Origin of the sequence: Amycolatopsis halotolerans (assembly GCF_042647905.1) — a bacterium.
Classification (GTDB): Bacteria; Actinomycetota; Actinomycetes; order Mycobacteriales; family Pseudonocardiaceae; genus Amycolatopsis; species Amycolatopsis halotolerans.
The window spans coordinates 491,952-512,530 of sequence record NZ_JBHRWI010000020.1 but is presented as its reverse complement, the minus strand read 5'-3'; the positions used below and the strand labels follow the sequence as shown (position 1 = coordinate 512,530).

Sequence of the window (20,579 nt, the reverse complement as noted above, 5' to 3'; positions counted from 1 at the left end):
CTGCTCGCCCCCTTGCGATTTGATAGATCGCTCTAGCGGGAGAGTACTACCCGCACCCCGCTCAGACCAGATCGCGCAACGCGCGAAGCGTGCGCAGGGTCGTCTCGATGTCCTTCTCGGACAGACCCGAAGCGACGCCGTCCGCCCATTCGGCCTGCCTGGAGCCCAGGATTCGCAGCGCGGCCCGCGCTTTGGCGGTCAGCCGCAGCAGTGGCGCGCGGGCGTCCGCCGGATTGTCGGCACGGGAGAGCATTCCGTCTCGCAGCAGGCGATTCACCGTCTCCTGCACGCTTTGCCGCCGCAGTCCGCGCCGCCGGGCCAGCTCCGCCGCGGTGACGGGACCGTCTTCGAGGAAGCCGACGACCTGCCATTGCGCGGCGGTCAAGCCCGCTTCCGCAGTGAGTGCGTCGCCTGCGGCCAACAGCGCGCCGTTGGCCACGAAGACCTCATTGACGAGCTGGGTAAGGCTTTCCGCGCGGGGTGTCCTCGGAGGCATGCGTGCTAGTGTTCCACTTCGACAGGTACCTGTCGAAGTCTAGGGGGACACTCATGGAAATGCCCGTCGTCGGTGCCGCGCACGAAGCCCTTGCCGCACTCGTCGGAGACTGGTCGGGTACCGAGGAACTCGCCGCCGCGCCCTGGGCTCCCGCCGCGACCGCCACCGCGACCTGCAGTTATCGCCGAGCGCTCGACGGATTCGCCGTGCTGGAGGACTACGTCCAAACCCGTGAAGACGGCTCACGCATGCTGGGACACCACGTCTTCACCGTCGACCCGTCGACTGGCGACACGCTGTGGTTCGGCTTCGACAGCTACGGCTTCCCGCCCGCGTCTCCCGCACGCGGCGACTGGCGCGACGGCACCCTGCGCCTCGAAAAGCAGACCGAACGCGGCGTCGCGATCCACCGGATCACCCCGGAAGGGGACGTCCTCACCCACGAAATCGACGTCCGACTCGGGTCCGACGACGATTTCCGCCCGTTCCTCCGTGCCCGCTACCTCCGGAGTGCGCGAGACTGACCCCATGACCGAGCAGACCCTCGAAGCAGACGGCATCACCCTGTGCCACGAATCGTTCGGCGATCCGTCCGCGCCGCCGTTGCTGCTGGTGATGGGCCTCGCCGCGCCGATGATCTGGTGGGACGACGAGTTCTGCGCCCAGCTCGCCGAGGCCGGCTTCCACGTGCACCGGTTCGACAACCGCGACGTCGGGCGCTCGCAGTGGTGGACCGGCCGGGCCAGCCTTCCGCTCGCGTACCTCCTGCGATCCGCGCCGTACTCGCTCGGCGATCTGGCCGACGACGCGGGCAAGCTGCTCGACGCTCTCGACATCGGGAGCGCGCACGTGGTCGGCACGTCGATGGGCGGGATGATCGCGCAGGAGTTCGCGATCCGGCACCCGCGGCGGGTGCGGACGCTGACCTCGATCATGTCGACCACCGGCGCGCGCACCGTCGGCCTGCCCAGCCCGCGCGCCGCGCTCGCGATGCTGGCCCCGGGACCGCGCACGCGCGAGGATTACGTGACGCAACTGGTGCGCACGTCGAGGCTGATCGGCTCGCCCGGTTACGTGTTCGACGAGGACCATTTCCGCGAGCGCGCGGAACGCACGTACGACCGCGGCCTCAACCCGGCGGGCGTCTTCCGGCAGCTCGCCGCGATCCTGTCCTCCCGCGACCGGACCGCCGACCTGCGCCGGCTTTCCTTGCCGTCCTTGGTGATTCACGGTACGGCCGACCCGCTGGTGAACGTGTCCGGCGGACGCGCGACCGCCCGCGCGCTGGGTGCCGACCTCGACCTCGTGCCCGGTATGGGACACGACCTGCCGCGCGAGGTGTGGCCGCGCGTGATCGCCGGGATCAAGCGGCTCGCTACCCGCTGATCGTCACCGAGCCCAGGTTCGAGAAGTGCGCGGCGACGCGGGATCCGGGGCGCAGTTCGACGGCGTCGGTCATCCCGCCGGTCAGCACGAGCCAGCCCGGTTCCAGCGCCAATCCGCGCGCGGCCAAGGAATTCGCCGCCAGCGCCAACGCCTCGGCCGGGTGTCCCTGAACGGCGGCTCCGGTCGCGGTGTCGACGATCTGACCGTCCACTTCGAGCAGTGCGGCCTCCAGCGAAAGGTCCAAAGAGGACGGTGGACGGCCGACCGAGCCGAGCCCGAACAGCGCTGAGGAGCCGTTGTCCGCGACGACGTCCGGCAGCGTGAAGCGGTAGTCGCGGTATCGGCTGTCGATGATCTCGATTCCGCCGTATACCTGGGAAACCGCGCCAAGGGCGGTAGCCGCGGTGACGCCCGGGCCAGCGAGCCGCTCGCCGAGCACGAACACCAGTTCCGGCTCCGCGCGCGGGTGGATGAGCTGCGGCGTCGGCGCGCCCGCGGGCAGCACCATCGCATCGGTCAGCCACGCGAGCAGGGGCTCCGCGACGCCCATCCGCTGCTGCTTCGCCCGCGACGTGAGCCCGAGCTTCACCCCGATCAGCGTCTCGCCGCGTTCCTGACGCAGCCGCAGGGCTTCGTCCTGGATCGCGTAGGCGGTGGCGAGGTCGAGGTCCGGCCAGGTGTCGGTGAGCTGCGCGCTCTCTTCCGTCCGGTTGAGCAGTTCCTGCGCTGCGGCAACGATATCGGCGGTCACTTTTCCTCCTCCGGAGCGAACACCGCGGTCACGCTGCCCAGGCCGGCCATGGTCGCCACGACGGTGTCGCCGGGGCGGACGGTCTGCGCGGCGGTCATCGAACCGGGCAGTACGACGTGGCCGGGCTCCAGCGTCACGCCGAGCGGGCCGACGGTGTTGGCCAGCCACACGAGTGCGTTGATCGGCGAACCCAGCACCGCGCCGCCCGCGCCGGTGGCCGCGAGCTGGCCGTTGACGTGCAGCGTGCAGCCGGCGAGCCGCAGGTCGACGTCGCGCAGATTGGTCGGGCTGCTGCCGAGGATGACGCCGCCGGACGACGCGTTGTCCGCGACGGTGTCGAAGATCGAGATTTTCCAGTCGCGGACTCGCGAATCGACGATCTCCAGGGACGGCAGCACGAAGTCGACCGCACGGACGGCGTCGGCGACGGTCACGCCCGGACCGCGGAGCGGCGCGCCGAGCACGAACGCGATCTCCGGTTCGATGCGCGGCTGCAGGAACTGCGTCGTCGGGATCGGCTGGTGTTCGAGCAGGAACATCGAGCTGGTGAGGTGCCCGAAGTCGGGCTGGTTCACGCCCATCTGGCGCTGCATCGCCGCGGAGGCGAGGCCGACCTTGTGGCCGCGCACCACGTCGCCCGCCGCCACCCACGCGCGGACTTGCTCCTGCTGCACGCGGTAGGCGTCTTCGACGGTGCCGTCGGGGAAGGTCTTCACGAGCGGATCGATCGGCTCGTGGCGCTCGTACGCGCTCGTCAGCAGCGCGACGGCGTCCTGCAGCTCAGCGGGTTCCACGGGACGGACTTTGCCTGACCGCGCCGCTTGAGCCAACCCGTTCGTTCCATTCACCGGTACAGTTTACTTCTCTTGCTCGCTAACCTCTTGCGCGCGAGAGTTTGTCGGCGTACCGTTCCCCGTGTTGGCTCCCAGAGAGGACGTGACCCGAAATGGCACCCACCGAGACCGAAGTCGCCCAGCTCGCGCAGGCCCGCGACCGGCTGCGGGACCAGCACCTGCACCCCGCCGCGGAGCGCCCGGCGACCGTGGGCCGCGGCATCCACCACACCGCGCTGCTGTCCAGCGACGTCGAGCGGACGATCACCTTCTACCAGGACATCCTCGGGTTCCCGCTCACGGAGCTGATCGAAAACCGCGACTACCCGGGGTCGAGCCACTTCTTCTTCGACGTCGGCAACGGCAACGCGGTCGCGTTCTTCGACCTGCCCGGCCTCGACCTCGGCCCGTACGCGGAGGTGCTCGGCGGGCTGCACCACCTGGCCCTGTCGCTCACCCCGGAATCCTGGGCGGGCGCGCGCTCCCGGCTCGACGCCGCCGGCGTGAAGTATCAGGAAGAGAGCGGCACGTCGATCTACTTCGCCGACCCGGACGGCGCCCGGATCGAACTGATCGCGGACGACCTCGGCGAGATGTACGGGTCGAAGATCGGCTGAATCACTGGACTCGATGCGTCGCTGGGTTCAGAGTGTGGGCCCATGGGCGACTGGGCGGCTTCGCGGCAGAAAGCACGGCTCGACCGGCGGGAAGCGATCGACGAACTGATCGCGCAGGCCCGCTTCGAGGTGCGGCTGCACCTGGCGGAGCCGACCGCGGTGAGCCGGTTCGACGACCTCGCCGAGGTTTTCGCCCTCGGCCACGGCGAGTGCGCCGCGTTGCTGGCTCACCGCCGCTTGCTGCCCTGGTGGGAGCGACGGCTGCTCACGCGATTCGCGCGTCGGCTGCACGGCCGCGCGATCGCGGACAGCGTTGCCGATGTACCAGCGGGTGCGGCTGTTGTTCAGGCTTTCCGAGTCGAAATCGCCCGTCTCCTTCCCGACCCGGGCGACACCGGTGCCCGCTACGACGTGCAGGGACGCGGTCTGCTGACGGTCTTTCGCCTCGCGCTCGGTGCCCGCGGCGAAGCGTGGCCGGACCGGCACGAGGTCGCGTCCACCGTCGCGCGCAATGTTCTGGTGTGCAGTTCCGCGTTCCTGCGGCGGTCGCCGTGGCACGTGCTGTGGCCGGTCTATCGCGTCCGCGGCCTGCGGTTGTGGCGGCTGTGACTGTCGTGGAATCCCTGGCTGTGCTGGGATGTTGAGGAGAATATGAAGCCCGAAGAAATCCTTGCCAGCGCGCGCACGATCGCGGTTGTCGGACTGAGCCGCGACCCGAGCAAGGCCGCGCACGGCGTACCGGCTTCCCTGCAGGCGCACGGGTTCCGGATCATTCCGGTGCATCCGTCGGCGACCGAACTGCTCGGGGAGAAGGCGTACCGGTCGCTGGAGGAGATTCCGGAGCCGGTGGATTTGGTGGACGTCTTCCGTCCGGCCGAGGAAGCGCCGGACATCGCCCGTTCCGCGGTCGCGATCGGGGCTAAGGCGTTGTGGCTGCAGCAGGGGATCGTGTCGGCGGAGGCTCGGCAGATCGCTTCTGACGCCGGGTTGGAGTATGTCGAGGATCGGTGCACTGCCGTGGTCCGAGCGGTGGCGGCGATTTCACTGGTTTAACCGGGCGAACGCTGGGGATCGCCCGGGTTTCGCGAGGAAGTCCGCGATGATTTGTGCGCATTCTCTGGGACTGCGCACTGACGTGTCGCATTCGAGGTCGTAATCGCCGTGGGCGTGCACGATCGAGTATTGCCGTTCCGCTAGTCCGGCGGGACGATCGCCTCGCGCTTGTTCGCGCCGCCGCAACTCCGGTAACGGGCAGTGCACGCCCACGAAGGTGACTTCCTGCTCCCGCAACACTTCCAGGCAGTCGGCGAGCCAATGCGGCCGAAGCACATGGTCGGCGATCACGCCGTTCCCCGCTGCCGCGAGCCCGGCCAGCATTCGGTGGTAGCCGCGCACAGTCCGTTCGAAAACCTCATCGAACTCAGGCGTGCCGAATTCGGGTGTCTGCGTCCGCGATCGCATACTGTTGACCGCATCCCTGGATACCGAGAAATACGGCCCCGGCAGCAAATCCAGCAACTCCGTCGCGATACTCGATTTTCCGGAACTGGACGTGCCGTTGAGAAAAACGACGTGCCCGCTCATCCGACGAGCCGATACCCCACCCCGCGCACCGTCTCGATCGTCCGCGTCCCAAATGGCGCGTCGATCTTCCGCCGCAAATACCCGACGTAAACCTCGACCACGTTCTCGTCGCCCTCGTAATGCGCGTCCCACACGTGACCGAGAATCTCGTTCTTGGTCAACGCCGCCCCCTGCCTGCGCAGCAAAAACTCCAGCAACCCGAACTCGCGGGCGGTCAACTCGATCCGCGTCTCTCCCCTGTGGACAGTGCGCGCGGCCGGGTCGAGCTGCAGATCCCCAGCGGTCAGCACCGCCGGACGAGCGGGCGCACCCCGGCGAAGCAGCGCCCGCAGCCGAGCCAGCAAAACGACGAACGAGAACGGTTTCGAAAGATAATCGTCCGCGCCGAGGTCGAATGCGTCCGCCTCGTCGTACTCGCCGTCCTTCGCCGTGAGCATCAGCACCGGCGTCCAATTCTCCGCCGCCCGCAAACGTTTCAGCACCTCATAGCCGGAAAGCTCGGGAAGCATGATGTCGAGCACCACGGCGTCGTAATCGTGCTCCATCGCCGACCAGAGCCCGTCCCGGCCGGTGTGCGCGACGTTCACCGTGAACCCCTCGGCGACCAGGCCGCGGCGAAGGGTTTCGGCGAACTCCAGCTCGTCCTCCACGATCAGCAACCGCATGCTCAGTCCTCCTCGATCCGGGGCAGTTCGATGCTCGGCAGTTCGATCACGAAGTGCGCGCCCGGGTAGCTCGGGTCGGCCACGTCGACGTACCGCGCGCGGCCGCCGTGCCGGGCCGCGATACCGGCCACGATCGACAGGCCCAGTCCGGTGCCGCCGCGCCGGCGTGACGCGTCCAGCCGCACAAACCGCTCGAACACCCGCTCCCGGTCCTCCTCGGCGACGCCCGGGCCGTCGTCGCTCACCTCCACCACGACCATCTCATCTTGCACCGAACTCGCAATCCGGATCCGCTCGCGCGCGTGCCCGCACGCGTTGTCGACGAGGTTGCGTACGGCGCGACGCAGTTGCGCCTCGCTGCCGCGCACCTTCGCCGGTCCTGCGCGCACTTCGATCTCGACAGCCGCTTCACCGCGTACGCGTTCGGCTTCGGCGCGAACGATGTCGTCTAGATCGACTTCAGTGCGCGAGGGCCGATCCGTGGCGTCGTCAGTGCGCGCGAGCATCAGGAGGTCGTCAACCAGCTCTCGCAGGCGCGCGGTCTCGCGAGTGATCACGGGTACCAGTTCGTCGGTGGTCTCCGGGTGCTGGTTCGAAACGTCGAGCGCGGTGCTGATGGTCGACAGTGGTGAGCGCAGCTCGTGACTTGCGTCGGCGACGAAGCGGCGTTGCGCGGCCTGCGCCGACCCGAGCCGTTCGAGCATCTCGTTGAGCGTGACAGCGAGCCGGTGCACCTCGTCACCGCCAGGCGGCAGCGGTACGCGCAATGCGAGGTCGCGCGTCGAGATCTCGGCGACAGTGCGCCGCATCCGCTCAACCGGTCGCAGTGCGGACCCGACAGAGCGGTACACCGCGAAGCCCGCGATACCTAGCAGTGGCAGCGAAATCAGCCCTAGTAGCAGCGTAAGCCGCGCAGACGCTTCGGTGACTGGCTCGAGCGAGCGTGCCGAGATGACGGTGAACGGTCCGCCCGGCCCGTTGACGCCCTCCGAGACCAGGCGGTAGTCGCTGCCGTCGCCGTCTAAGCCGAGCGGCAGCGTTTCGACGGTTTCTTGTCCGGGGGCCGGGCGCGCAGCGGTGATGGCCGGACGGCCGACAATCGCCGGGTCGCTCGCGATCGGTGTGCTTCGCGGCCCGAGGACCTGTGTGACGGCTTCAGTGTCGCCAGTGCTCGCGACGTCGCTTGGCGACAGGTCTCGCGCGCCCGCGCGCACGAGTTGGACGGCAACCTGCCGCGCGGTACTGCGCGCGCTTTCGGTGACGCTTCGGTCGAGCGACTGCTGCAGCAGGAGCACCACGACGACGCACGCGGTCGCGATGGCAAGCGCGAGCGCGAGGACGGCAACCCCGGTTGTCCGCATCCGGACGCCTGCTGCAGCGAGAATTCTCACGCACGCAGCGTAACGAGCGCGGAGTGACGTCATCGGGCGCGGCGTGCGGCCAGCCGTTCCGTGCGCAGCGTATCGACCTCAGACAGATCCAACGGCTTCAGCGCGTGGCCCAGCACCCACGACAACAGCAGGTCAGCGAGCTCGGGGTTGCGTGCCAGGGCCGGGCCGTGCAGATAGGTGCCCACGACGTGGTCGGTGACCGCGCCCTCGGTGCCGTCGCCGTTCCCGGTGCCCCGGACGACGCGGCCGAGCGGCGCGCTGCCCGGACCGAGCACGCTCGAGCCCTGGTGGTTCTCGAAGCCGGTCAACGGCGTCTCGAGCAGGTTCGGTTCGACGATCAGCTCGGCCACCGCGCGCTGCTGAGACGGCCCGGTGACGAGGTCGAGCAGCCCCAGCCCGGCGTGGTCGACGCCGTCGACGCCGCGGAAGCGCGTGCCCAGGATCTGCAGGCCAGCGCACACCCCGAACACCGGACGTCCCGCGTCCGCCGCACTCCGCAGCCCCGCCGAGTCGCGCAGGAAGTCCGCGGCCAGCACCTGCGCCATGTCCTCGCCGCCGCCAAGCAGGTAGAGGTCCAAAGTGGACGGTACCGCGGAGTCGAGCGAGACCGGCACGACCTCGGCTTCGTAACCCCGCCACTGCAACCGTTTGCAGAGCACCTGTGCGTTGCCGGAATCGCCGTACGTCCCCAGTACCTCGGGCAGCAGCAGGCCGATGCCGACGGTCGAATCAGACATCAGGCAACCGGTCGACCAGGTCACGGAAGGCGGTGTAGTTCGCGACGAGTTCGACCCCGCCCGGCGGCAGCGTGTCGATCGCGCTGACCGGGTCCGGGGCCGACCAATGCGGCACCTCGGCGTAGCAAAGCCGCACGGCGAGGTCCGCGCACCGCTCGCCGGCGACGACGACCTGACGGCCGCGCAAGCGCTCGAAGTGCACGTCCCAGAGCCACGACAGGTCGCGACCGTCCGCCTCGTGCGCGTTGACCGCGACAACAACCGGGGTGTCCTCGTCGAGCACGCGCAACGTTTCGGCCCACCCAGCCGGATTTTTCGCAAGCATGAGCCGTACCGAGTGCCGGGTGCGGCGAATCGTGCGGTAGCGCCCGCCGATGTCGGTGATCGTGCGCAGCCGGGCCGCGGCGGTGTGCGGCGGCACGCCGACGCAGTGCGCGGCGGCGAGCGCGAGAGCGGCGTTGGCCCGGTTGGCCTCTCCGGGAAGCCGCAGGTCGAGGTCCACTTGCCGGCCGCCAGGAGTGTGGACCAGGTCGCCGTCGAGGTTCCAGGTCGGCTCCGGGCGGGCGAAAGCGCAGACCGCACAGCGCCATTCGCGATCGGTGTGGGTGATCGCGCCGCCGCAGCGGGGGCAGGAGACGGAATCGCCCGACCAGCGCCGTCCGGTGCCGACCCACACCGGGCGGGCCGCCGCCGAGGCCGCGGACGTGACCAGGACGTCGTCGCAGTTTGCGACCACGACCGTGCGCGACAGCCCGGCGAACGCGGCGCGGAGATCGCGCTCCATCATCCGGACCTCGCCGACCCGGTCGAGCTGGTCCCGGCTGAGGTTGAGCAGCACGAGCGCCGCGGGCTGCACCTGCTCGGCCACCCACGGAACGTAGGTTTCGTCCACTTCCAGCACCGCGTACGGCGCTTCCGGGGCGGCGGCGAGCGCGGCCACCAAACCGTCGGGCATGTTCGCGCCGTCGCCGTTGTGCGCGACCTCGGCGAGCGCTTCGAGCGCCCGGGTCAACATCAGCGACGTGGTGGTTTTGCCGTTCGTACCGGTAATGATCACGACCGTGCGATCGCGGCCGAGCCTGCGCAGCGCCTTGGGGTCGAGCCGCAGCGTGACGCGGCCGCCGATCACCCCGCCGCGGCCCAGCCGGGCGGTACGGGAAAACCACGCGGTCAGCCGCCCGGCGGCGACCGACGCCCGGGTGCGCAGACGTGTTGGCATCACGACAAACCGTGCGGCACGAGCGCTGTGATTTTCCTGAGAGGGTGACTCCAGTCTCCGTTACCCTTTGTAAGCAGTCTTACCGATCGGAGGTTGAACCATTCGGCGCAACCTTGACCTTGCCGAATGACAGAGATCGGTCAAGATCTTCCGTCTATACATCGGAGGTGTTAGCGTCCAACCCCGCTTGATGGCACCACGCACCGGTGACCGGGAACGCAGAGCGACAGGCGGAGGGCGAACGTGGACGCAGCAGTACGCGGGCTGGACCAAAGCGGCACCCTGGAGCGCGGGCTGGCGGTGCTCGAACACGTCGGGCAGCACCAGGAGATCTCCACGAACGCGCTCGCCCGGCAACTGGGCCTTTCGCGCAGCGCGGCGTACCGGATCGTCGGCACCCTGAAGCGGCTGGAGTACCTGGAGGCGGACACCGTCACCGGACGCGTGCGGCTCGGCACCCGGCTGGTCGAACTGGGCGCCCGCGCGATGGCGGCGACCGACCTGCACCGCTGCGCGCCGCGGTATCTCACCGCGCTGGCCGAGCGCTCCGGGGAGACGACGTACCTCGCGGTGCCGGACAACGACGCGATGGTCTACGTCGCGACCGAACGCAGCGCCAGCGCGGTAACGCTCTCCTGCCGCCTCGGCACTCGGCGGCCGCAGCACGCGACGTCGCTGGGCAAGGCCTGGCTGGCCGCGTTGCCGGAGGCCGACCGGGTGGAGCGCGTGCGCCGGATGAAGCTGGACAGCCTCACCCTCAAGACCATCAACGACCCGGTCCGGCTGCTGGACGAGCTGGCGCGCACCCGGCGTCGCGGCTGGGCCGTGGACGACCTGGAGAACGAGCCGGACGTCGGCTGTGTCGCGGCGGCCGTGCGGGACCATTCGGGCCGTCCGATCGCGGCGATCAGCGTCGCCGGGCCAGCGCCTCGGGTGATGCGCCGGGCGGACGAACTGGGCGCGACGGTGGCCGGGACGGCCGCGGCGTTGTCAATGCGGCTGGGGTACGTGCGCAACCGCTGAGTCTTTCACCGGATCGGGTCTTCTTGGCGGTTGTTGCGGCTCCTGCCAGCGGAAACAGGTTATCCACAGCCGTGTCGACTTGTGGACAACCCTGGGGATGGCTGCCTGCGGTCCCGGGAATTGTCGGGCCGGTGGTGGACCGTTCCCGGCATGAAGATCACCCTCGCACCGCACGGTGCCGCCCAGCTACCTCGTTCCCGCTTCCAGCTTGCTGCACGACTCGGCCCGCTCCAGAAGCAGCGCGCGCTCCCGCTCGTTGCCGGTCATCTTCGCCGCGCGCTCGAACTCGGCGCGCGCCTCGTCCCGGCGGCCGAGCTTGTACAGAAAGTCGCCGCGCACGCTCGGCAGCAGGTGGTAGTTCTTCAGCGCGGGCTCCGTCAGCAATTTGTCCACCAGCGCCAGCCCGGCTTCCGGTCCCTCGGCCATCGAGACCGCGACGGCCCGGTTCAGCTCGATCACCGGAGACGGCGTGAGCTGCGCCAGTCCCGCGTACAGCGCCGCGATGCGCGCCCAGTCGGTCTCGTCCGGCGTGACCGCCACGGCGTGGCACGCGGCGATCGCGGCCTGCGCGGAATACGGCCCGTACGTGCCGTCCGCCAGCCGTTCGGACCGGGCCAGCGCGGTGAGGCCCCGCTGGATCAGCAGGCGGTCCCAGCGGCTGCGGTCCTGGTCCATCAGCAGCACCGGTTCGCCGTTCGGGCCGGTGCGCGCCGCCGAGCGAGACGCCTGGATCTCCATCAGCGCCACCAGGCCGTGCACTTCCGGTTCGCCCGGCATCAGGCCAGCCAGCACCCGGCCGAGCCGCAACGCGTCCTCGCACAGCGCGGGCCGCATCCAGTCGTCGCCACGCGTGGCGGAATAGCCCTCGTTGAAGATCAGGTAGATCACTTCGAGCACGGCGGGCACCCGCGCGACGCGCTCGTCGCCGACCGGCGTCTCGAACGGCACCTTGGCCTCGGCGAGCGTCTTCTTCGCCCGCACGATGCGTTGCGCGACAGCGGATTCCTTCACCAGGAAGGCGCGGGCGATCTCGTCGGTGCTGAGCCCGCCGAGCATGCGCAGCGTGAGCGCCACCCGCGCCTGGGTGGACAGCACCGGGTGACACGCGGTGAACACCAGCCGCAGCAGGTCGTCCTCGATCTGCTCGTCGTCGAGCACGGCGTCGAAGTCGGGCAGCACGCCCTCGCCGAGCTGTTCGGCCTCCCGGCCGATTTCGTCGAGCTTGCGGCCGAAGGTTTCGTTGCGCCGGAACAGGTCGATGGCCCGCCGCTTCGCGATCGTCATCAGCCAGGCGCCCGGGTTGCGCGGCACGCCGGTCTCCGGCCACTGTTCGAGCGCGGCGACGAGCGCGTCCTGGGCCAGCTCCTCCGCGAGGCCCACGTCGCGGGTCATCCGAGCGAGGCCGGCGATCACCCGCGCCGACTCGATCCGCCAAACGGCCTCTACCGCACTTCGCGTGTCCACCGGCCCATCAGACCGGGCCGGCCCGCCCGAGGCAACCCTCGGGCGGGCGCGGAGTCAGAGCTCGCCCGCCATCGGGCGGATCTCGACGGTGCCCGCCTGCCGGTCCGGGTTGGGCGCCCGCTTCATCAGCTCGACGATCTCGGCGAGCGACTCCCCCTCCAGAATCCACACGCCCGCGACCAGTTCCTTGGTCTCGGCGAACGGACCATCGACGACGCTGGGCTCCGCGTCCCCGTCGAACCACAGCAGCCGGGCGCCGGCCGAGCTCGGCGTCAGCCCGGCGGCCTGCACGAGGTGGCCGGATTCGGCGAGTTCCGTGTTGAACTGGCCCATCTGCTCGATCAACTCGGCGCTGGGCGCGGCTCCCGCTTCGGATTCCTTGCTGGCTTTCACCAGCACCATGAACCGCATCAGTTCTGCGCAGCCTGCTCGCGCAGCTTCGCTTCGGCCTCCCGCAGTTCCGGGGTGAGGTTGTCGCCGAAGTCGTCGGCCTCGAAGATCCGCCGGATCTCGATCTCGTGGTGCGCGCCGTCGGTGTTGGGCACGCGCTTGATCCACTCCACCGCTTCCTCGAGCGAACGCACCTGGAGGATCCAGAACCCGGCGATCAGCTCCTTGGTCTCGGCGAACGGACCGTCGACCACGCTCGGCTCGCTGTCGCCGGAGAACTTCACCCGGGCGCCCTGGGAGCTGGGAGCCAGTCCCTCGCCCGCGAGCATCACGCCGGCCCGCACGAGTTCCTCGTTGAACTTGCCCATCTCGGCGAGCAGTTCGGTGCTCGGCATCTGGCCCGCTTCGCTCTCTTCGCTGGCCTTCATGATCACCATGAATCGCATCTTCGGTACCCCTTCGCTCTCGGCTTGCCTTCACCCCTGCGTCGAACGGGCCGCGGCCGGATCGACACCGTCCCCAAACTTTTTTCCCGGTCGCGAAACTAGCAGGTCAGGCGAACTTCGGCGGACAAAACAGGCGTGGGAGAATCGTCGTCCGTGGCAGTACTCCCCGAACCTCTCCGCGCCGCCCTCGACGAAGAGCTCGGCCGGTTCCCCGAATCCCGGCTCGCGCAGGCCGTGGACCGGCTCAGCAAGCGTTATCGACAAGGCGACTCGGCAAGCTCGCCGATCCTCTCTTCGGAGCTGGATGTCGCCGCGTACGCCGGGTACCGGATGCCAGCGACGTACGCGGCAATCAGCGCGGTGCTGGGCGAGGTGGCTGCCGCCGCGCCCGGGTTCGCTCCGAAGACGCACGTCGACATCGGCGGCGGCACCGGAGCGGCGGTGTGGGCAGCGGCCGACGTCTGGCCGTCGCTGGAGAAGTGCACTGTCCTGGAGCAGGTGGCGGCCGCGCTGGCGCTGGGACGCAAGCTGGCGGCCAAGTCCGACGAGCCGGCCGTCCGCACCGCGGTCTGGCAGCGCGGGCTGGTCGATTCCGCGTCAGCCGCACCGGAAGCCGACTTGGTCACTCTCTCGTACGTCCTCGGCGAACTGCCCGAACGCGGCCGTGCCGATGTCGTCCGATGGCTCGCCGCGAAAGCCGGAACCGTCGTGCTCATCGAGCCCGGAACGCCGGCCGGATTCGAGCGGATCCGCGAGGCTCGCGAGGTGCTGCGCGAGATGGGCCGCAGCGTGGTGGCGCCGTGCCCGCACGACGACGCCTGCCCGATCAAGCCGGGAGAAGACTGGTGCCATTTCTCCGCCCGGTTACCCCGAAGCGGGGTGCACCGGCGGATCAAGTCCGGCACGCTGGGCTTCGAGGACGAAAAGTATTCGTACGTGGCGGCCACGTCGGCACCGGTCGACCGTCCGTCGGCTCGGATCATCCGGCATCCGCGCAAGCACAAGGGGTTCGTGCAGCTCGACCTCTGTACTGTCGACGGGCTCGCGCCCGGCACTGTCGTGTCGAAGCGGCACGGCGTGCGCTACCGCGCCGCTCGCGACGCGGAATGGGGAGACGCCTGGAGCGTGGAGTAACCCGGGTTCTTCCGCTGCGGTGTCTGGATGGCCGCGTCGGCTCCGACTGTCGGGTGTCAGCGAAACTGAACCGGAGAGGACACCCGATGGACTTTCACGAGCGTTGCGCGGAGATCGTGCGGCAGACGGAGCTGCTCGCCGCGGCCGTCGAAGGCGCGGACCGGACGGCGCGGGTCGCGGCGTGCCCGGCGTGGAATCTCGGGCAACTGCTCGATCACGTCAGCACCGGTCACCGGTGGGCGGAGGAAACCGTGCGCACGCGGGCCGACCATTGGCTGCCGGACGACGAACTGCGGAATCCGGTGGACACCCCGCGCCCGGCGTCGTGGCTCGTGGACGGGGCCAAGACGTTGGCCGCGACGCTGCGCGAAGCAGGGCCGGACGCGGAGGTGTTCACGCCGGTCCCGAACGGCCCGCCGCGAGCAGCGTTCTACGCACGCCGGTTCATGAACGAGACGCTGATCCACCGCGCCGACGCGACGTTGGCCGCGGGCGGGGAATTCACCGTCACGCTGGAAGTCGCGCACGACGCGATGGAGGAATGGCTGGAACTCGGGTCGCTGCCGCAGTTGCTGGAGTACGTCCCGGAACGCCGCGAACTGCTCGGCCCGGACCGCACGATCCACCTCGCGCCGACGGACCACGCGGAGTCCTGGACGGTCGATCTCACCGGCGATCAGCTGGCCTGGCACCCAGGCCCGCCGGCGGACGCGGCGGTCACCGTGGCCGCGCCGCTTGGTGATCTCCTGCTGATGGTCTACGGCAGGCTGTCGTCGGAGACCGCGCACCGCAGCGGCGACACGGTGTACCTGGACCGCTGGCTTTCGCTCGTCGGCTTCGGCTGAGGCGGTCAGTCCCAGCGGATCGGCAGGCTTTTGAGCCCGTTCTGGAAGTTCGACCGCAGCCGGCGGGGTTCGCCCGCGAGCCGGACCTCGCCGAGCTGGTCGAACACCGCCGCGAACAACGCACGCAGCTGCATCCGCGCGAGGTGCGAACCGAGGCAGAAGTGCGGGCCGTGGCCGAACGTCAGGTGTTCGCTCGGCGCGCGCGTCACGTCGAAGACATCAGGATCGGGAAAGACCGTCTCGTCGCGATTGGCCGAGGAGAACCACACCACCACCTTCTCCCCGGCCTTGATGTCCACATCGGACAGTCGAGTGTCCTGCGTCGCGGTGCGGCGGAAGTGCATCACCGGCGTGTGCCAGCGCAGCATCTCTTCGACCGCACCCGGCAGCAGGCTCCGGTCGTCGAGAAGCTTGCGGTACTGCTCCGGATGCGCGAGCAGTGCGGCCATCCCGCCGGGCAGGCCGTTGCGCAGGGTTTCATTGCCAGCTACGGAAAACAACCAGAAAAGGTTCTCGAACTCCTCAATCGACACGCGGCCGCCGTCGTCGTCCACGTGCTGCATCAGGTTGCTCATCACGTCGTCGCCGGGGTGCTCGCGTTTGTGCTCGCCCAGCGCGTGCGCGTAGGCGTAGAGATCCGGCATTCCGGCGCGGCTGCGCGGATCCGGCATCCGGCCGTCCGGGCCGGGTTCCGGACGCACGGCCAGCGCGGCACGGGCGAGGTCGGTGACGTCGTCGGCCTTGACGGTCGCGCTCACCGCGTATTCGGCGTCCTGGAAGCCGATCACGCGGTTGCTCCAGTCGAACATCAGCCGACGGTCCTGCTCGGGAACGCCGAACACCTCGGCGAGCGTAAGCAGTGGCAGATCCGCGGCGATGTCCTTGGCGAAATCGCATTCGCCGAGATCGGCCACCGCCGCGACGAGATCATGTGCCCAGCCTTCGATCCGCTCCGCGATCCGGCCGACCGCGCGCGGGGTGAACGCTTTCGTGAGCAGCCCGCGCAGCCTGCCGTGCTCGGGCGGGTCCATGTTGAGCATCATCCGGCGCACGTACCGCAGGTCCTCGGCGCTGGCCGGGTCGCGGATCTGGGTGCCGCCGAGCTGCGACGAAAACACCGCCGGGGTGCGGAGCACGTGCCGCACGTCGGAGTGGCGCAGCACCGCCCAGAAGTCGCCGATCCGCGTCACCGGCGTTTCGCGGCGCAGACGGGCAAGCAGGTCGTAAGGCACGCCCGTGACGTAGGTGTCCGGGTCGGCGATGACAGCACTCGACACGTTCCGACCCTAGCCCCGAGACCGCCGCCTGCGGAAAGATCCGTCCGGTGGAAAAGCTGAAGCTGCGCGTCACCGGACAAGGCGAACCGCCGGTCCTGCTCCTGCACGGGCTCGGCGCCACCGGCGCGGTCTGGGACGGCTTGACCGGCCAACTCGACCGGTGCCTGCTCGCGCCGGACCTGCCCGGACACGGCGGCTCGCCGCAGCTGCCCGAGTACACGTTCGAGGCGCTCGCGGCAGCAGTCGCCGACGCTCTCGACGAGCCCGGCCCAGTCTCCGTTGTCGGCCATTCGCTCGGCGGTGTCGTCGCGCTGGAGCTGGCGAGCGGCCGCTACGGCCTCGATGTCAGCAGCGTGCTGGCGGTGGGCATCAAGGTCGAGTGGAGCGAAGACGACCTTGCCCGTACCGCCGCGATGGCAGCCCGACCGCCCCGGCTGTTCAAAACCCGAGAGGAGGCCGAAACCGCCTATCTGAAGATCGCCGGACTGACCGGCCTGGCTCCGGCGGACCCGGACGGCGTCACCGAAACCCCGGACGGCTGGCGGCTGGTCCTGGACCCGCCCGCCTTCGGCGTCGGCCGGCCGGACCTGCCGAGACTGCTGGCGGCCGCGCGCTGCCCGGTGGTGCTCGCCGCCGGCGAAAACGATCCGATGTGCCGTCCCGAGCAGCTGCGCGCCCTTGTTCCCGAGGCAGCGGTCCTGTCCGGGCTCGGGCACAACGCGCACGTCGAGGATCCGGCCGCGGTGGCGGCGCTGCTCACCCCGCGGAGCAGCTGAGCAGGCGCTTAGACTGGCCGGGTGACGACGATCGATCCCGCCCGGACCGGGCTAGACCAGCTGCTGAAGCTCGAACCGCTCGAGCTGAACCTGTTCCGCGGCTGGTGCCACCAGGGTTCGCCGCAGCGGGCGTTCGGCGGTCAGGTCGCGGCGCAGGCGCTCACCGCGGCCGGCGCAACCGTGCCCACCGCGCGGCACGTGCACTCGCTGCACGGCTATTTCATCCGTGGCGGGCGCACCGACATGCCGATCATCTACGAGGTCGAACGCACCCGCGACGGCGGTTCGTTCACCACGCGCCGGGTCGTCGCGATCCAGAACGGCGAGAGCATCTTCAGTCTGTCGGCGTCGTTCCAGACCGAGGCGGAAAGCAGCGCGCACCAGGCGCGGATGCCGGACGTCCCCGCTCCGGACGAGGCAGGCGTCGTCGAACAGGACCGCTCGCCGATCGTCCTGTCCGCCATCGAAGTCCGCTTCGTCAGCAACCCGGAAACCGGCCTGCCCGACACCGGCCGCGGCCCGCGTCAGCAGATCTGGGTGCGAGCGAAAGACGCACTGCCGGACGCCCCGCTGGCGCACGTCTGCGCGCTCACCTACATCTCCGACATCCGCCTGGCAGGCACCGCCCTGCTGCCTCACCGAGACGACCCGGGCGAACCGCAACTGACTTCGCTGGACCACGCAGTGTGGTTCCACCGCCCGTTCCGCGCGGACGAATGGCTGCTGTTCGACATGGAAAGCCCTAGCTACGCGAACACCCGAGGGCTGACTCACGGCGAGTTCTTCACCACCGACGGACGGCTAGTCGCCTCAGTCACCCAAGAAGTACTGCTGCGCAGGCGCTGAGTCAGTCCGATGTAGACAGTCAGCCGAGCCGAACCCGCACCGGCCCCGCCGGTTCCGCAGCGGCCTCGGCCACGGGCGCGCGCAGGATCTTCGACAACTGCCATGCCTCAAGCCCCGCGAGGACGGTGTTGGCGACCACGAGCGCCAAATACAACCCGGCCTGCACCGAGAGCTGGAACGGATGCTGGTCAGAAGCCCCCGCCAGCAACGAAATATGGCACGCGACAACGACCGCCATCGACACCGCGGACAACCCGCCGAGCACGATCAGCAACGCCCGCGACACCCGGGTGCGCCGCCAGTTCAGGTACCCGGTCTGGACCAGACCCGGCGTGCTGACCATGACCAGCCCGCAGCCGTAACCGGAAAACCCGCCGACCACCCCGCCGCCCGCGACCAGCGCGGTAGTCAGGTGATACGAAACCGGAACCCGATAGGCGGCGAGGATCGCGGCCACGCAGACCAGCAGCCCCAACGGCAGGTGCGGCCAGCCGTACCAGGGAAGCCGGCGCTCCATGCGAAGAATCGTCGGCAGGTCGATGTCGCGGTACGCCTCGGGGTCGCGCAAAGCCATTCGCACCGTTCCTCTCGTCCCGGAAACCCCCGGTGTGTGCGCGGTGACCGGCGAAGCCTAGGGCAGGCCGCCTGGCGGTGCAAAATCCACCTGAACCCGGCTGTGCGAGAGACCGGTTAACCTGGCCCTTGCCTTTCGCACCCGGCCACCGGATTCCGCCGCTGACCGGGGAGACCGCGTGACCCACGCCACCCGGCAGCTCGCTCGTATCCTCCCGACCAGCAGGAACCATCGCCGAACCCGCATTCACTCCTTGCGCTTCCTACGGGGTTGTCCCGGGATGTCCGGTAGAGCGATTTTCTGTCGGTGGTGCAAGTTAGGCTGCAGGCATGAACACCGAGGCACCGACCGTCGCCGCCGAAGATCTCTCCCAAGGCCAGTGGTTCTGGCACGAACCCGCTCCCGGCCTGCGTTCCTGGCCGCTGCAGGTGGCCACGGCCGAGATCCTGGAAGACGCAGTCCGCATCATCACCACCGACGAGGTCCGAGAACTGGTCTCGTACGCCCGCGACCGCCGGGTGCGCCTGGCCGTCGCCTCCTGAACCGCACCACCAACAGCACCACCACTGGGGAACTCTGGGGGACCGGGCCGACCGCACCCGCGAGCGGCCCGTCCAATATGGACACCACAGCCCACGCCGCGGCCGTCGGCCGAATCGGGCTCTGAGTTTCGGTAGCTTTTAAACGACTCTTGCCACTCGGCGCTCGCTATGTCACTCAACTGCGCATCGCGCCGCGGCTGCCACGTCGCGATCATCGCCGGTCGCGCGTGAATCCGTTGTCCTGCAAGCTGGTCTCGTCCACGCTGATCTCCCGGCCGTGCCGCGCCTCTCTCCGCCGACCGGTCAGCGGGAAAGAACTCCCTGCAACAGCACGTCCAAGAGATGCCGAGCACGGGAATCCCACTCGTCCTCGTCCAGGCGGGTCAGGTAGCCCGACAAGATGAAAAAGTCGCGAGCGTCGATGTCGGGGCGGATGGTCCCCTCGGCTTTTCCGGCGTCGAGCAACAGGGTGATGGCGTCGCCAAGCGGGCCATGGCTTTCTTCCGACAAGCCTTTCCACACCGCGGTTTCCAGCGCCGCGAAGACGCCGCGCTTGACTCGCGCGTATTCGGCGATCCGGTCGAACCACCGGGACAAGGCTTCGACCGGCCCTTGCGAGGACAGCAATTCCGGAGCCAGCGCGACCAGCTCCTCCACCTCCTGCCGATACACCTCGGCAAGCAGGTCCTCGCGCGTCGGGAAGTGCCGGTAGAGCGTCCCCTGCCCGACACCAGCTGACTTGGCCACCGCGTTCAGCCGCAACTCCCCCGAACCGGCGATCGCCTCGCGAGCGATCTCGACGATCCGCTCCCGGTTCTCCCGAGCGTCGGCCCGCTGAGCCGCACTCATCGCCGACGCCCGGCACCAGTGGAAACGCACATGCCTCAACGTTATCGCGGACCAGCCGAGTGCCGCATAATCCGCGCGGCAGGATGCGGCATCCTCAGCCACCGGCTGTTCGCCGACGAATGGCGGAGAGACGGCGGAACCGAGCGCCGCCACGATGTTTCCGCTGAGCCGCTACCGTCGCGATGCTTCCGCCGAACCGGTACCGCCACGATGTCTCCGCCGAGCCAGTGCCGCCGCGATGCTTCCGCCGCACCGGCAGCGCCACGATGTCTCCGCCGAACCAGTACCGCCGCGATGCTTCCGCCGCACCGGCAGCGCCACGATGTCTCCGCCGAACCAGTACCGCCGCGATCTCTCCCCCGAGCCACCACCATCGCGATGTCTCCGGTGAACCGGTGCCGCCGCCGAGGGAGGCACCCCGAGCCAAGAATCAGGCAGCGTTCCCGCCCCGGCGATATCCGCCCAAGCCTGTCCGCCCGTGCCTTCGCCTCAACTCCCCGTACGGGAGGAGCTGCGGCAACCTCGCCAGAAAACAGCGCATCCTCAGCCCCGCCAAGGAGCGCATGCAGGCCGTGTGACGTGCCAGACGCGACCCCAAAGGCGTTATCCAGCAACCCCGCCATTGATAAGCGCCACCCCCGGTTTGAAACACGCCCCGCATAACTCACCGATCCGATTGACAACCCTTCCGAACGGGGCAGAGGCTGGGCACAAGCTGCCAACGCCCGGCGCGG

At 69.3% G+C, this 20,579-nt stretch carries 25 protein-coding genes; 11 read left to right on the top strand and 14 right to left on the bottom strand.

Going from position 1 to position 20,579, the window contains the following annotated elements:
- Positions 1–61: 61 nt before the first annotated feature.
- Complete coding sequence (locus ACFORO_RS17500) at positions 62–496, bottom strand: MarR family winged helix-turn-helix transcriptional regulator (RefSeq protein WP_377871070.1); 435 nt, start codon at positions 494–496, stop codon at positions 62–64.
- Positions 497–555: 59 nt separating this feature from the next.
- On the opposite strand from ACFORO_RS17500, the gene ACFORO_RS17495 reads away from it, so the two are divergent.
- On the top strand, positions 556–1,020 hold the full coding sequence (locus ACFORO_RS17495) for a DUF1579 family protein (protein WP_377871072.1): 465 nt from the start codon (positions 556–558) through the stop codon (positions 1,018–1,020).
- Positions 1,021–1,024: 4 nt separating this feature from the next.
- Positions 1,025–1,882, top strand: a complete 858-nt coding sequence (locus tag ACFORO_RS17490; RefSeq protein ID WP_377871074.1) for an alpha/beta fold hydrolase — start codon at positions 1,025–1,027, stop codon at positions 1,880–1,882.
- Here the strand turns inward: ACFORO_RS17490 and ACFORO_RS17485 are convergent.
- Positions 1,872–2,633: a 2-keto-4-pentenoate hydratase gene (locus tag ACFORO_RS17485; RefSeq protein WP_377871076.1), complete on the bottom strand. Its 762-nt coding sequence runs from the start codon at positions 2,631–2,633 to the stop codon at positions 1,872–1,874. The genes ACFORO_RS17490 and ACFORO_RS17485 overlap by 11 nt on opposite strands.
- Positions 2,630–3,427 carry a 2-keto-4-pentenoate hydratase gene (locus ACFORO_RS17480; protein WP_377871078.1) on the bottom strand — a complete coding sequence of 266 codons (798 nt, stop codon included), beginning with the start codon at positions 3,425–3,427 and terminating at the stop codon, positions 2,630–2,632. The genes ACFORO_RS17485 and ACFORO_RS17480 overlap by 4 nt, the downstream gene beginning before the upstream one ends.
- 152 nt (positions 3,428–3,579) lie before the next feature.
- On the opposite strand from ACFORO_RS17480, the gene ACFORO_RS17475 reads away from it, so the two are divergent.
- From ACFORO_RS17475 to ACFORO_RS17465, 3 genes are read left to right on the top strand one after another with little or no spacing between them, the layout of a single operon-like run.
- A complete protein-coding gene (locus ACFORO_RS17475; protein WP_354739892.1) occupies positions 3,580–4,083 on the top strand; it encodes a VOC family protein in 504 nt (167 codons plus the stop codon).
- A gap of 42 nt (positions 4,084–4,125) precedes the next feature.
- On the top strand, positions 4,126–4,692 hold the full coding sequence (locus ACFORO_RS17470; RefSeq protein ID WP_377871081.1) for a hypothetical protein: 567 nt from the start codon (positions 4,126–4,128) through the stop codon (positions 4,690–4,692).
- 42 nt (positions 4,693–4,734) lie between these two features.
- On the top strand, positions 4,735–5,136 hold the full coding sequence (locus tag ACFORO_RS17465) for a CoA-binding protein (protein ID WP_377871083.1): 402 nt from the start codon (positions 4,735–4,737) through the stop codon (positions 5,134–5,136).
- On the opposite strand, the gene ACFORO_RS17460 is transcribed toward ACFORO_RS17465, so the two are convergent.
- The 5 genes from ACFORO_RS17460 to ACFORO_RS17440 are packed head-to-tail and all read right to left on the bottom strand — an operon-like array spanning position 5,125 to position 9,679.
- The gene (locus tag ACFORO_RS17460) at positions 5,125–5,667 is read right to left on the bottom strand and encodes a chloramphenicol phosphotransferase CPT family protein (RefSeq protein ID WP_377871085.1); all 543 of its coding nucleotides are present in this window, start codon (positions 5,665–5,667) and stop codon (positions 5,125–5,127) included. The genes ACFORO_RS17465 and ACFORO_RS17460 overlap by 12 nt on opposite strands.
- On the bottom strand, positions 5,664–6,332 hold the full coding sequence (locus ACFORO_RS17455) for a response regulator transcription factor (RefSeq protein WP_009084133.1): 669 nt from the start codon (positions 6,330–6,332) through the stop codon (positions 5,664–5,666). The genes ACFORO_RS17460 and ACFORO_RS17455 overlap by 4 nt, the downstream gene beginning before the upstream one ends.
- A 2-nt stretch (positions 6,333–6,334) precedes the next feature.
- A complete protein-coding gene (locus ACFORO_RS17450; protein ID WP_377871087.1) occupies positions 6,335–7,723 on the bottom strand; it encodes a HAMP domain-containing sensor histidine kinase in 1,389 nt (462 codons plus the stop codon).
- A gap of 29 nt (positions 7,724–7,752) precedes the next feature.
- Entirely contained in the window at positions 7,753–8,460 is a 708-nt protein-coding gene (locus ACFORO_RS17445) for a type 1 glutamine amidotransferase (protein ID WP_377871088.1), read from the bottom strand.
- The gene (locus ACFORO_RS17440; RefSeq protein ID WP_354739880.1) at positions 8,453–9,679 is read right to left on the bottom strand and encodes a MurT ligase domain-containing protein; all 1,227 of its coding nucleotides are present in this window, start codon (positions 9,677–9,679) and stop codon (positions 8,453–8,455) included. Before ACFORO_RS17440 ends, ACFORO_RS17445 begins: the two co-directional genes overlap by 8 nt.
- A gap of 243 nt (positions 9,680–9,922) precedes the next feature.
- Between ACFORO_RS17440 and ACFORO_RS17435 the strand changes: the two genes are divergently transcribed.
- Positions 9,923–10,702, top strand: coding sequence for an IclR family transcriptional regulator (locus ACFORO_RS17435; RefSeq protein WP_078870254.1), 780 nt, complete (start codon positions 9,923–9,925; stop codon positions 10,700–10,702).
- A gap of 186 nt (positions 10,703–10,888) precedes the next feature.
- Here ACFORO_RS17435 and ACFORO_RS17430 read toward each other — a convergent pair whose 3' ends face one another.
- From ACFORO_RS17430 to ACFORO_RS17420, 3 genes are read right to left on the bottom strand one after another with little or no spacing between them, the layout of a single operon-like run.
- Positions 10,889–12,166, bottom strand: a complete 1,278-nt coding sequence (locus tag ACFORO_RS17430) for an RNA polymerase sigma factor (RefSeq protein ID WP_377871089.1) — start codon at positions 12,164–12,166, stop codon at positions 10,889–10,891.
- A 54-nt stretch (positions 12,167–12,220) separates the two neighbouring features.
- Positions 12,221–12,577 carry a YciI family protein gene (locus tag ACFORO_RS17425; RefSeq protein WP_354739876.1) on the bottom strand — a complete coding sequence of 119 codons (357 nt, stop codon included), beginning with the start codon at positions 12,575–12,577 and terminating at the stop codon, positions 12,221–12,223.
- Positions 12,577–13,002, bottom strand: coding sequence for a YciI family protein (locus ACFORO_RS17420; protein ID WP_354739874.1), 426 nt, complete (start codon positions 13,000–13,002; stop codon positions 12,577–12,579). Before ACFORO_RS17420 ends, ACFORO_RS17425 begins: the two co-directional genes overlap by 1 nt.
- A gap of 153 nt (positions 13,003–13,155) precedes the next feature.
- Here ACFORO_RS17420 and ACFORO_RS17415 point away from each other — a divergent pair, with 153 nt between their 5' ends.
- Both ACFORO_RS17415 and ACFORO_RS17410 read left to right on the top strand, forming a co-directional pair.
- A complete protein-coding gene (locus ACFORO_RS17415; protein WP_377871090.1) occupies positions 13,156–14,136 on the top strand; it encodes a small ribosomal subunit Rsm22 family protein in 981 nt (326 codons plus the stop codon).
- 86 nt (positions 14,137–14,222) lie between these two features.
- Positions 14,223–14,981, top strand: coding sequence for a maleylpyruvate isomerase family mycothiol-dependent enzyme (locus ACFORO_RS17410; protein ID WP_377871091.1), 759 nt, complete (start codon positions 14,223–14,225; stop codon positions 14,979–14,981).
- 5 nt (positions 14,982–14,986) lie between these two features.
- Here the strand turns inward: ACFORO_RS17410 and ACFORO_RS17405 are convergent, their stop codons facing one another.
- Complete coding sequence (locus ACFORO_RS17405; protein ID WP_377871092.1) at positions 14,987–16,258, bottom strand: cytochrome P450; 1,272 nt, start codon at positions 16,256–16,258, stop codon at positions 14,987–14,989.
- A 47-nt stretch (positions 16,259–16,305) separates the two neighbouring features.
- Between ACFORO_RS17405 and ACFORO_RS17400 the strand changes: the two genes are divergently transcribed.
- Complete coding sequence (locus tag ACFORO_RS17400; RefSeq protein ID WP_377871093.1) at positions 16,306–17,034, top strand: alpha/beta fold hydrolase; 729 nt, start codon at positions 16,306–16,308, stop codon at positions 17,032–17,034.
- A 21-nt stretch (positions 17,035–17,055) separates the two neighbouring features.
- The gene (locus ACFORO_RS17395; RefSeq protein WP_354739864.1) at positions 17,056–17,880 is read left to right on the top strand and encodes an acyl-CoA thioesterase; all 825 of its coding nucleotides are present in this window, start codon (positions 17,056–17,058) and stop codon (positions 17,878–17,880) included.
- Between the two features lie 19 nt (positions 17,881–17,899).
- Here ACFORO_RS17395 and ACFORO_RS17390 read toward each other — a convergent pair whose 3' ends face one another.
- Positions 17,900–18,454 carry a hypothetical protein gene (locus tag ACFORO_RS17390; RefSeq protein ID WP_354739862.1) on the bottom strand — a complete coding sequence of 185 codons (555 nt, stop codon included), beginning with the start codon at positions 18,452–18,454 and terminating at the stop codon, positions 17,900–17,902.
- 329 nt (positions 18,455–18,783) lie between these two features.
- Between ACFORO_RS17390 and ACFORO_RS17385 the strand changes: the two genes are divergently transcribed.
- Entirely contained in the window at positions 18,784–18,996 is a 213-nt protein-coding gene (locus ACFORO_RS17385) for a hypothetical protein (RefSeq protein WP_344265227.1), read from the top strand.
- Positions 18,997–19,299: 303 nt separating this feature from the next.
- Here the strand turns inward: ACFORO_RS17385 and ACFORO_RS17380 are convergent, their stop codons facing one another.
- Positions 19,300–19,998 (bottom strand): TetR/AcrR family transcriptional regulator, encoded by a 699-nt coding sequence (locus ACFORO_RS17380; RefSeq protein WP_377871094.1) that lies wholly within the window; start codon positions 19,996–19,998, stop codon positions 19,300–19,302.
- Positions 19,999–20,579 lie beyond the last annotated feature (581 nt).

Excerpts from the sequence above, each read along its gene's own strand:
- ACFORO_RS17500 (WP_377871070.1), bottom strand. The coding sequence starts at position 496 with ATGCCTCCGAGGACACCCCGCGCGGAAAGCCTTACCCAGCTCGTCAAT.
- ACFORO_RS17495 (WP_377871072.1), top strand. The coding sequence starts at position 556 with ATGCCCGTCGTCGGTGCCGCGCACGAAGCCCTTGCCGCACTCGTCGGA.
- ACFORO_RS17490 (WP_377871074.1), top strand. The coding sequence starts at position 1,025 with ATGACCGAGCAGACCCTCGAAGCAGACGGCATCACCCTGTGCCACGAA.
- ACFORO_RS17475 (WP_354739892.1), top strand. The coding sequence starts at position 3,580 with ATGGCACCCACCGAGACCGAAGTCGCCCAGCTCGCGCAGGCCCGCGAC.
- ACFORO_RS17470 (WP_377871081.1), top strand. The coding sequence starts at position 4,126 with ATGGGCGACTGGGCGGCTTCGCGGCAGAAAGCACGGCTCGACCGGCGG.
- ACFORO_RS17465 (WP_377871083.1), top strand. The coding sequence starts at position 4,735 with ATGAAGCCCGAAGAAATCCTTGCCAGCGCGCGCACGATCGCGGTTGTC.
- ACFORO_RS17460 (WP_377871085.1), bottom strand. The coding sequence starts at position 5,667 with ATGAGCGGGCACGTCGTTTTTCTCAACGGCACGTCCAGTTCCGGAAAA.
- ACFORO_RS17455 (WP_009084133.1), bottom strand. The coding sequence starts at position 6,332 with ATGCGGTTGCTGATCGTGGAGGACGAGCTGGAGTTCGCCGAAACCCTT.
- ACFORO_RS17445 (WP_377871088.1), bottom strand. The coding sequence starts at position 8,460 with ATGTCTGATTCGACCGTCGGCATCGGCCTGCTGCTGCCCGAGGTACTG.
- ACFORO_RS17440 (WP_354739880.1), bottom strand. The coding sequence starts at position 9,679 with ATGCCAACACGTCTGCGCACCCGGGCGTCGGTCGCCGCCGGGCGGCTG.
- ACFORO_RS17425 (WP_354739876.1), bottom strand. The coding sequence starts at position 12,577 with ATGCGGTTCATGGTGCTGGTGAAAGCCAGCAAGGAATCCGAAGCGGGA.
- ACFORO_RS17420 (WP_354739874.1), bottom strand. The coding sequence starts at position 13,002 with ATGCGATTCATGGTGATCATGAAGGCCAGCGAAGAGAGCGAAGCGGGC.
- ACFORO_RS17410 (WP_377871091.1), top strand. The coding sequence starts at position 14,223 with ATGGACTTTCACGAGCGTTGCGCGGAGATCGTGCGGCAGACGGAGCTG.
- ACFORO_RS17390 (WP_354739862.1), bottom strand. The coding sequence starts at position 18,454 with ATGGCTTTGCGCGACCCCGAGGCGTACCGCGACATCGACCTGCCGACG.
- ACFORO_RS17385 (WP_344265227.1), top strand. The coding sequence starts at position 18,784 with ATGAACACCGAGGCACCGACCGTCGCCGCCGAAGATCTCTCCCAAGGC.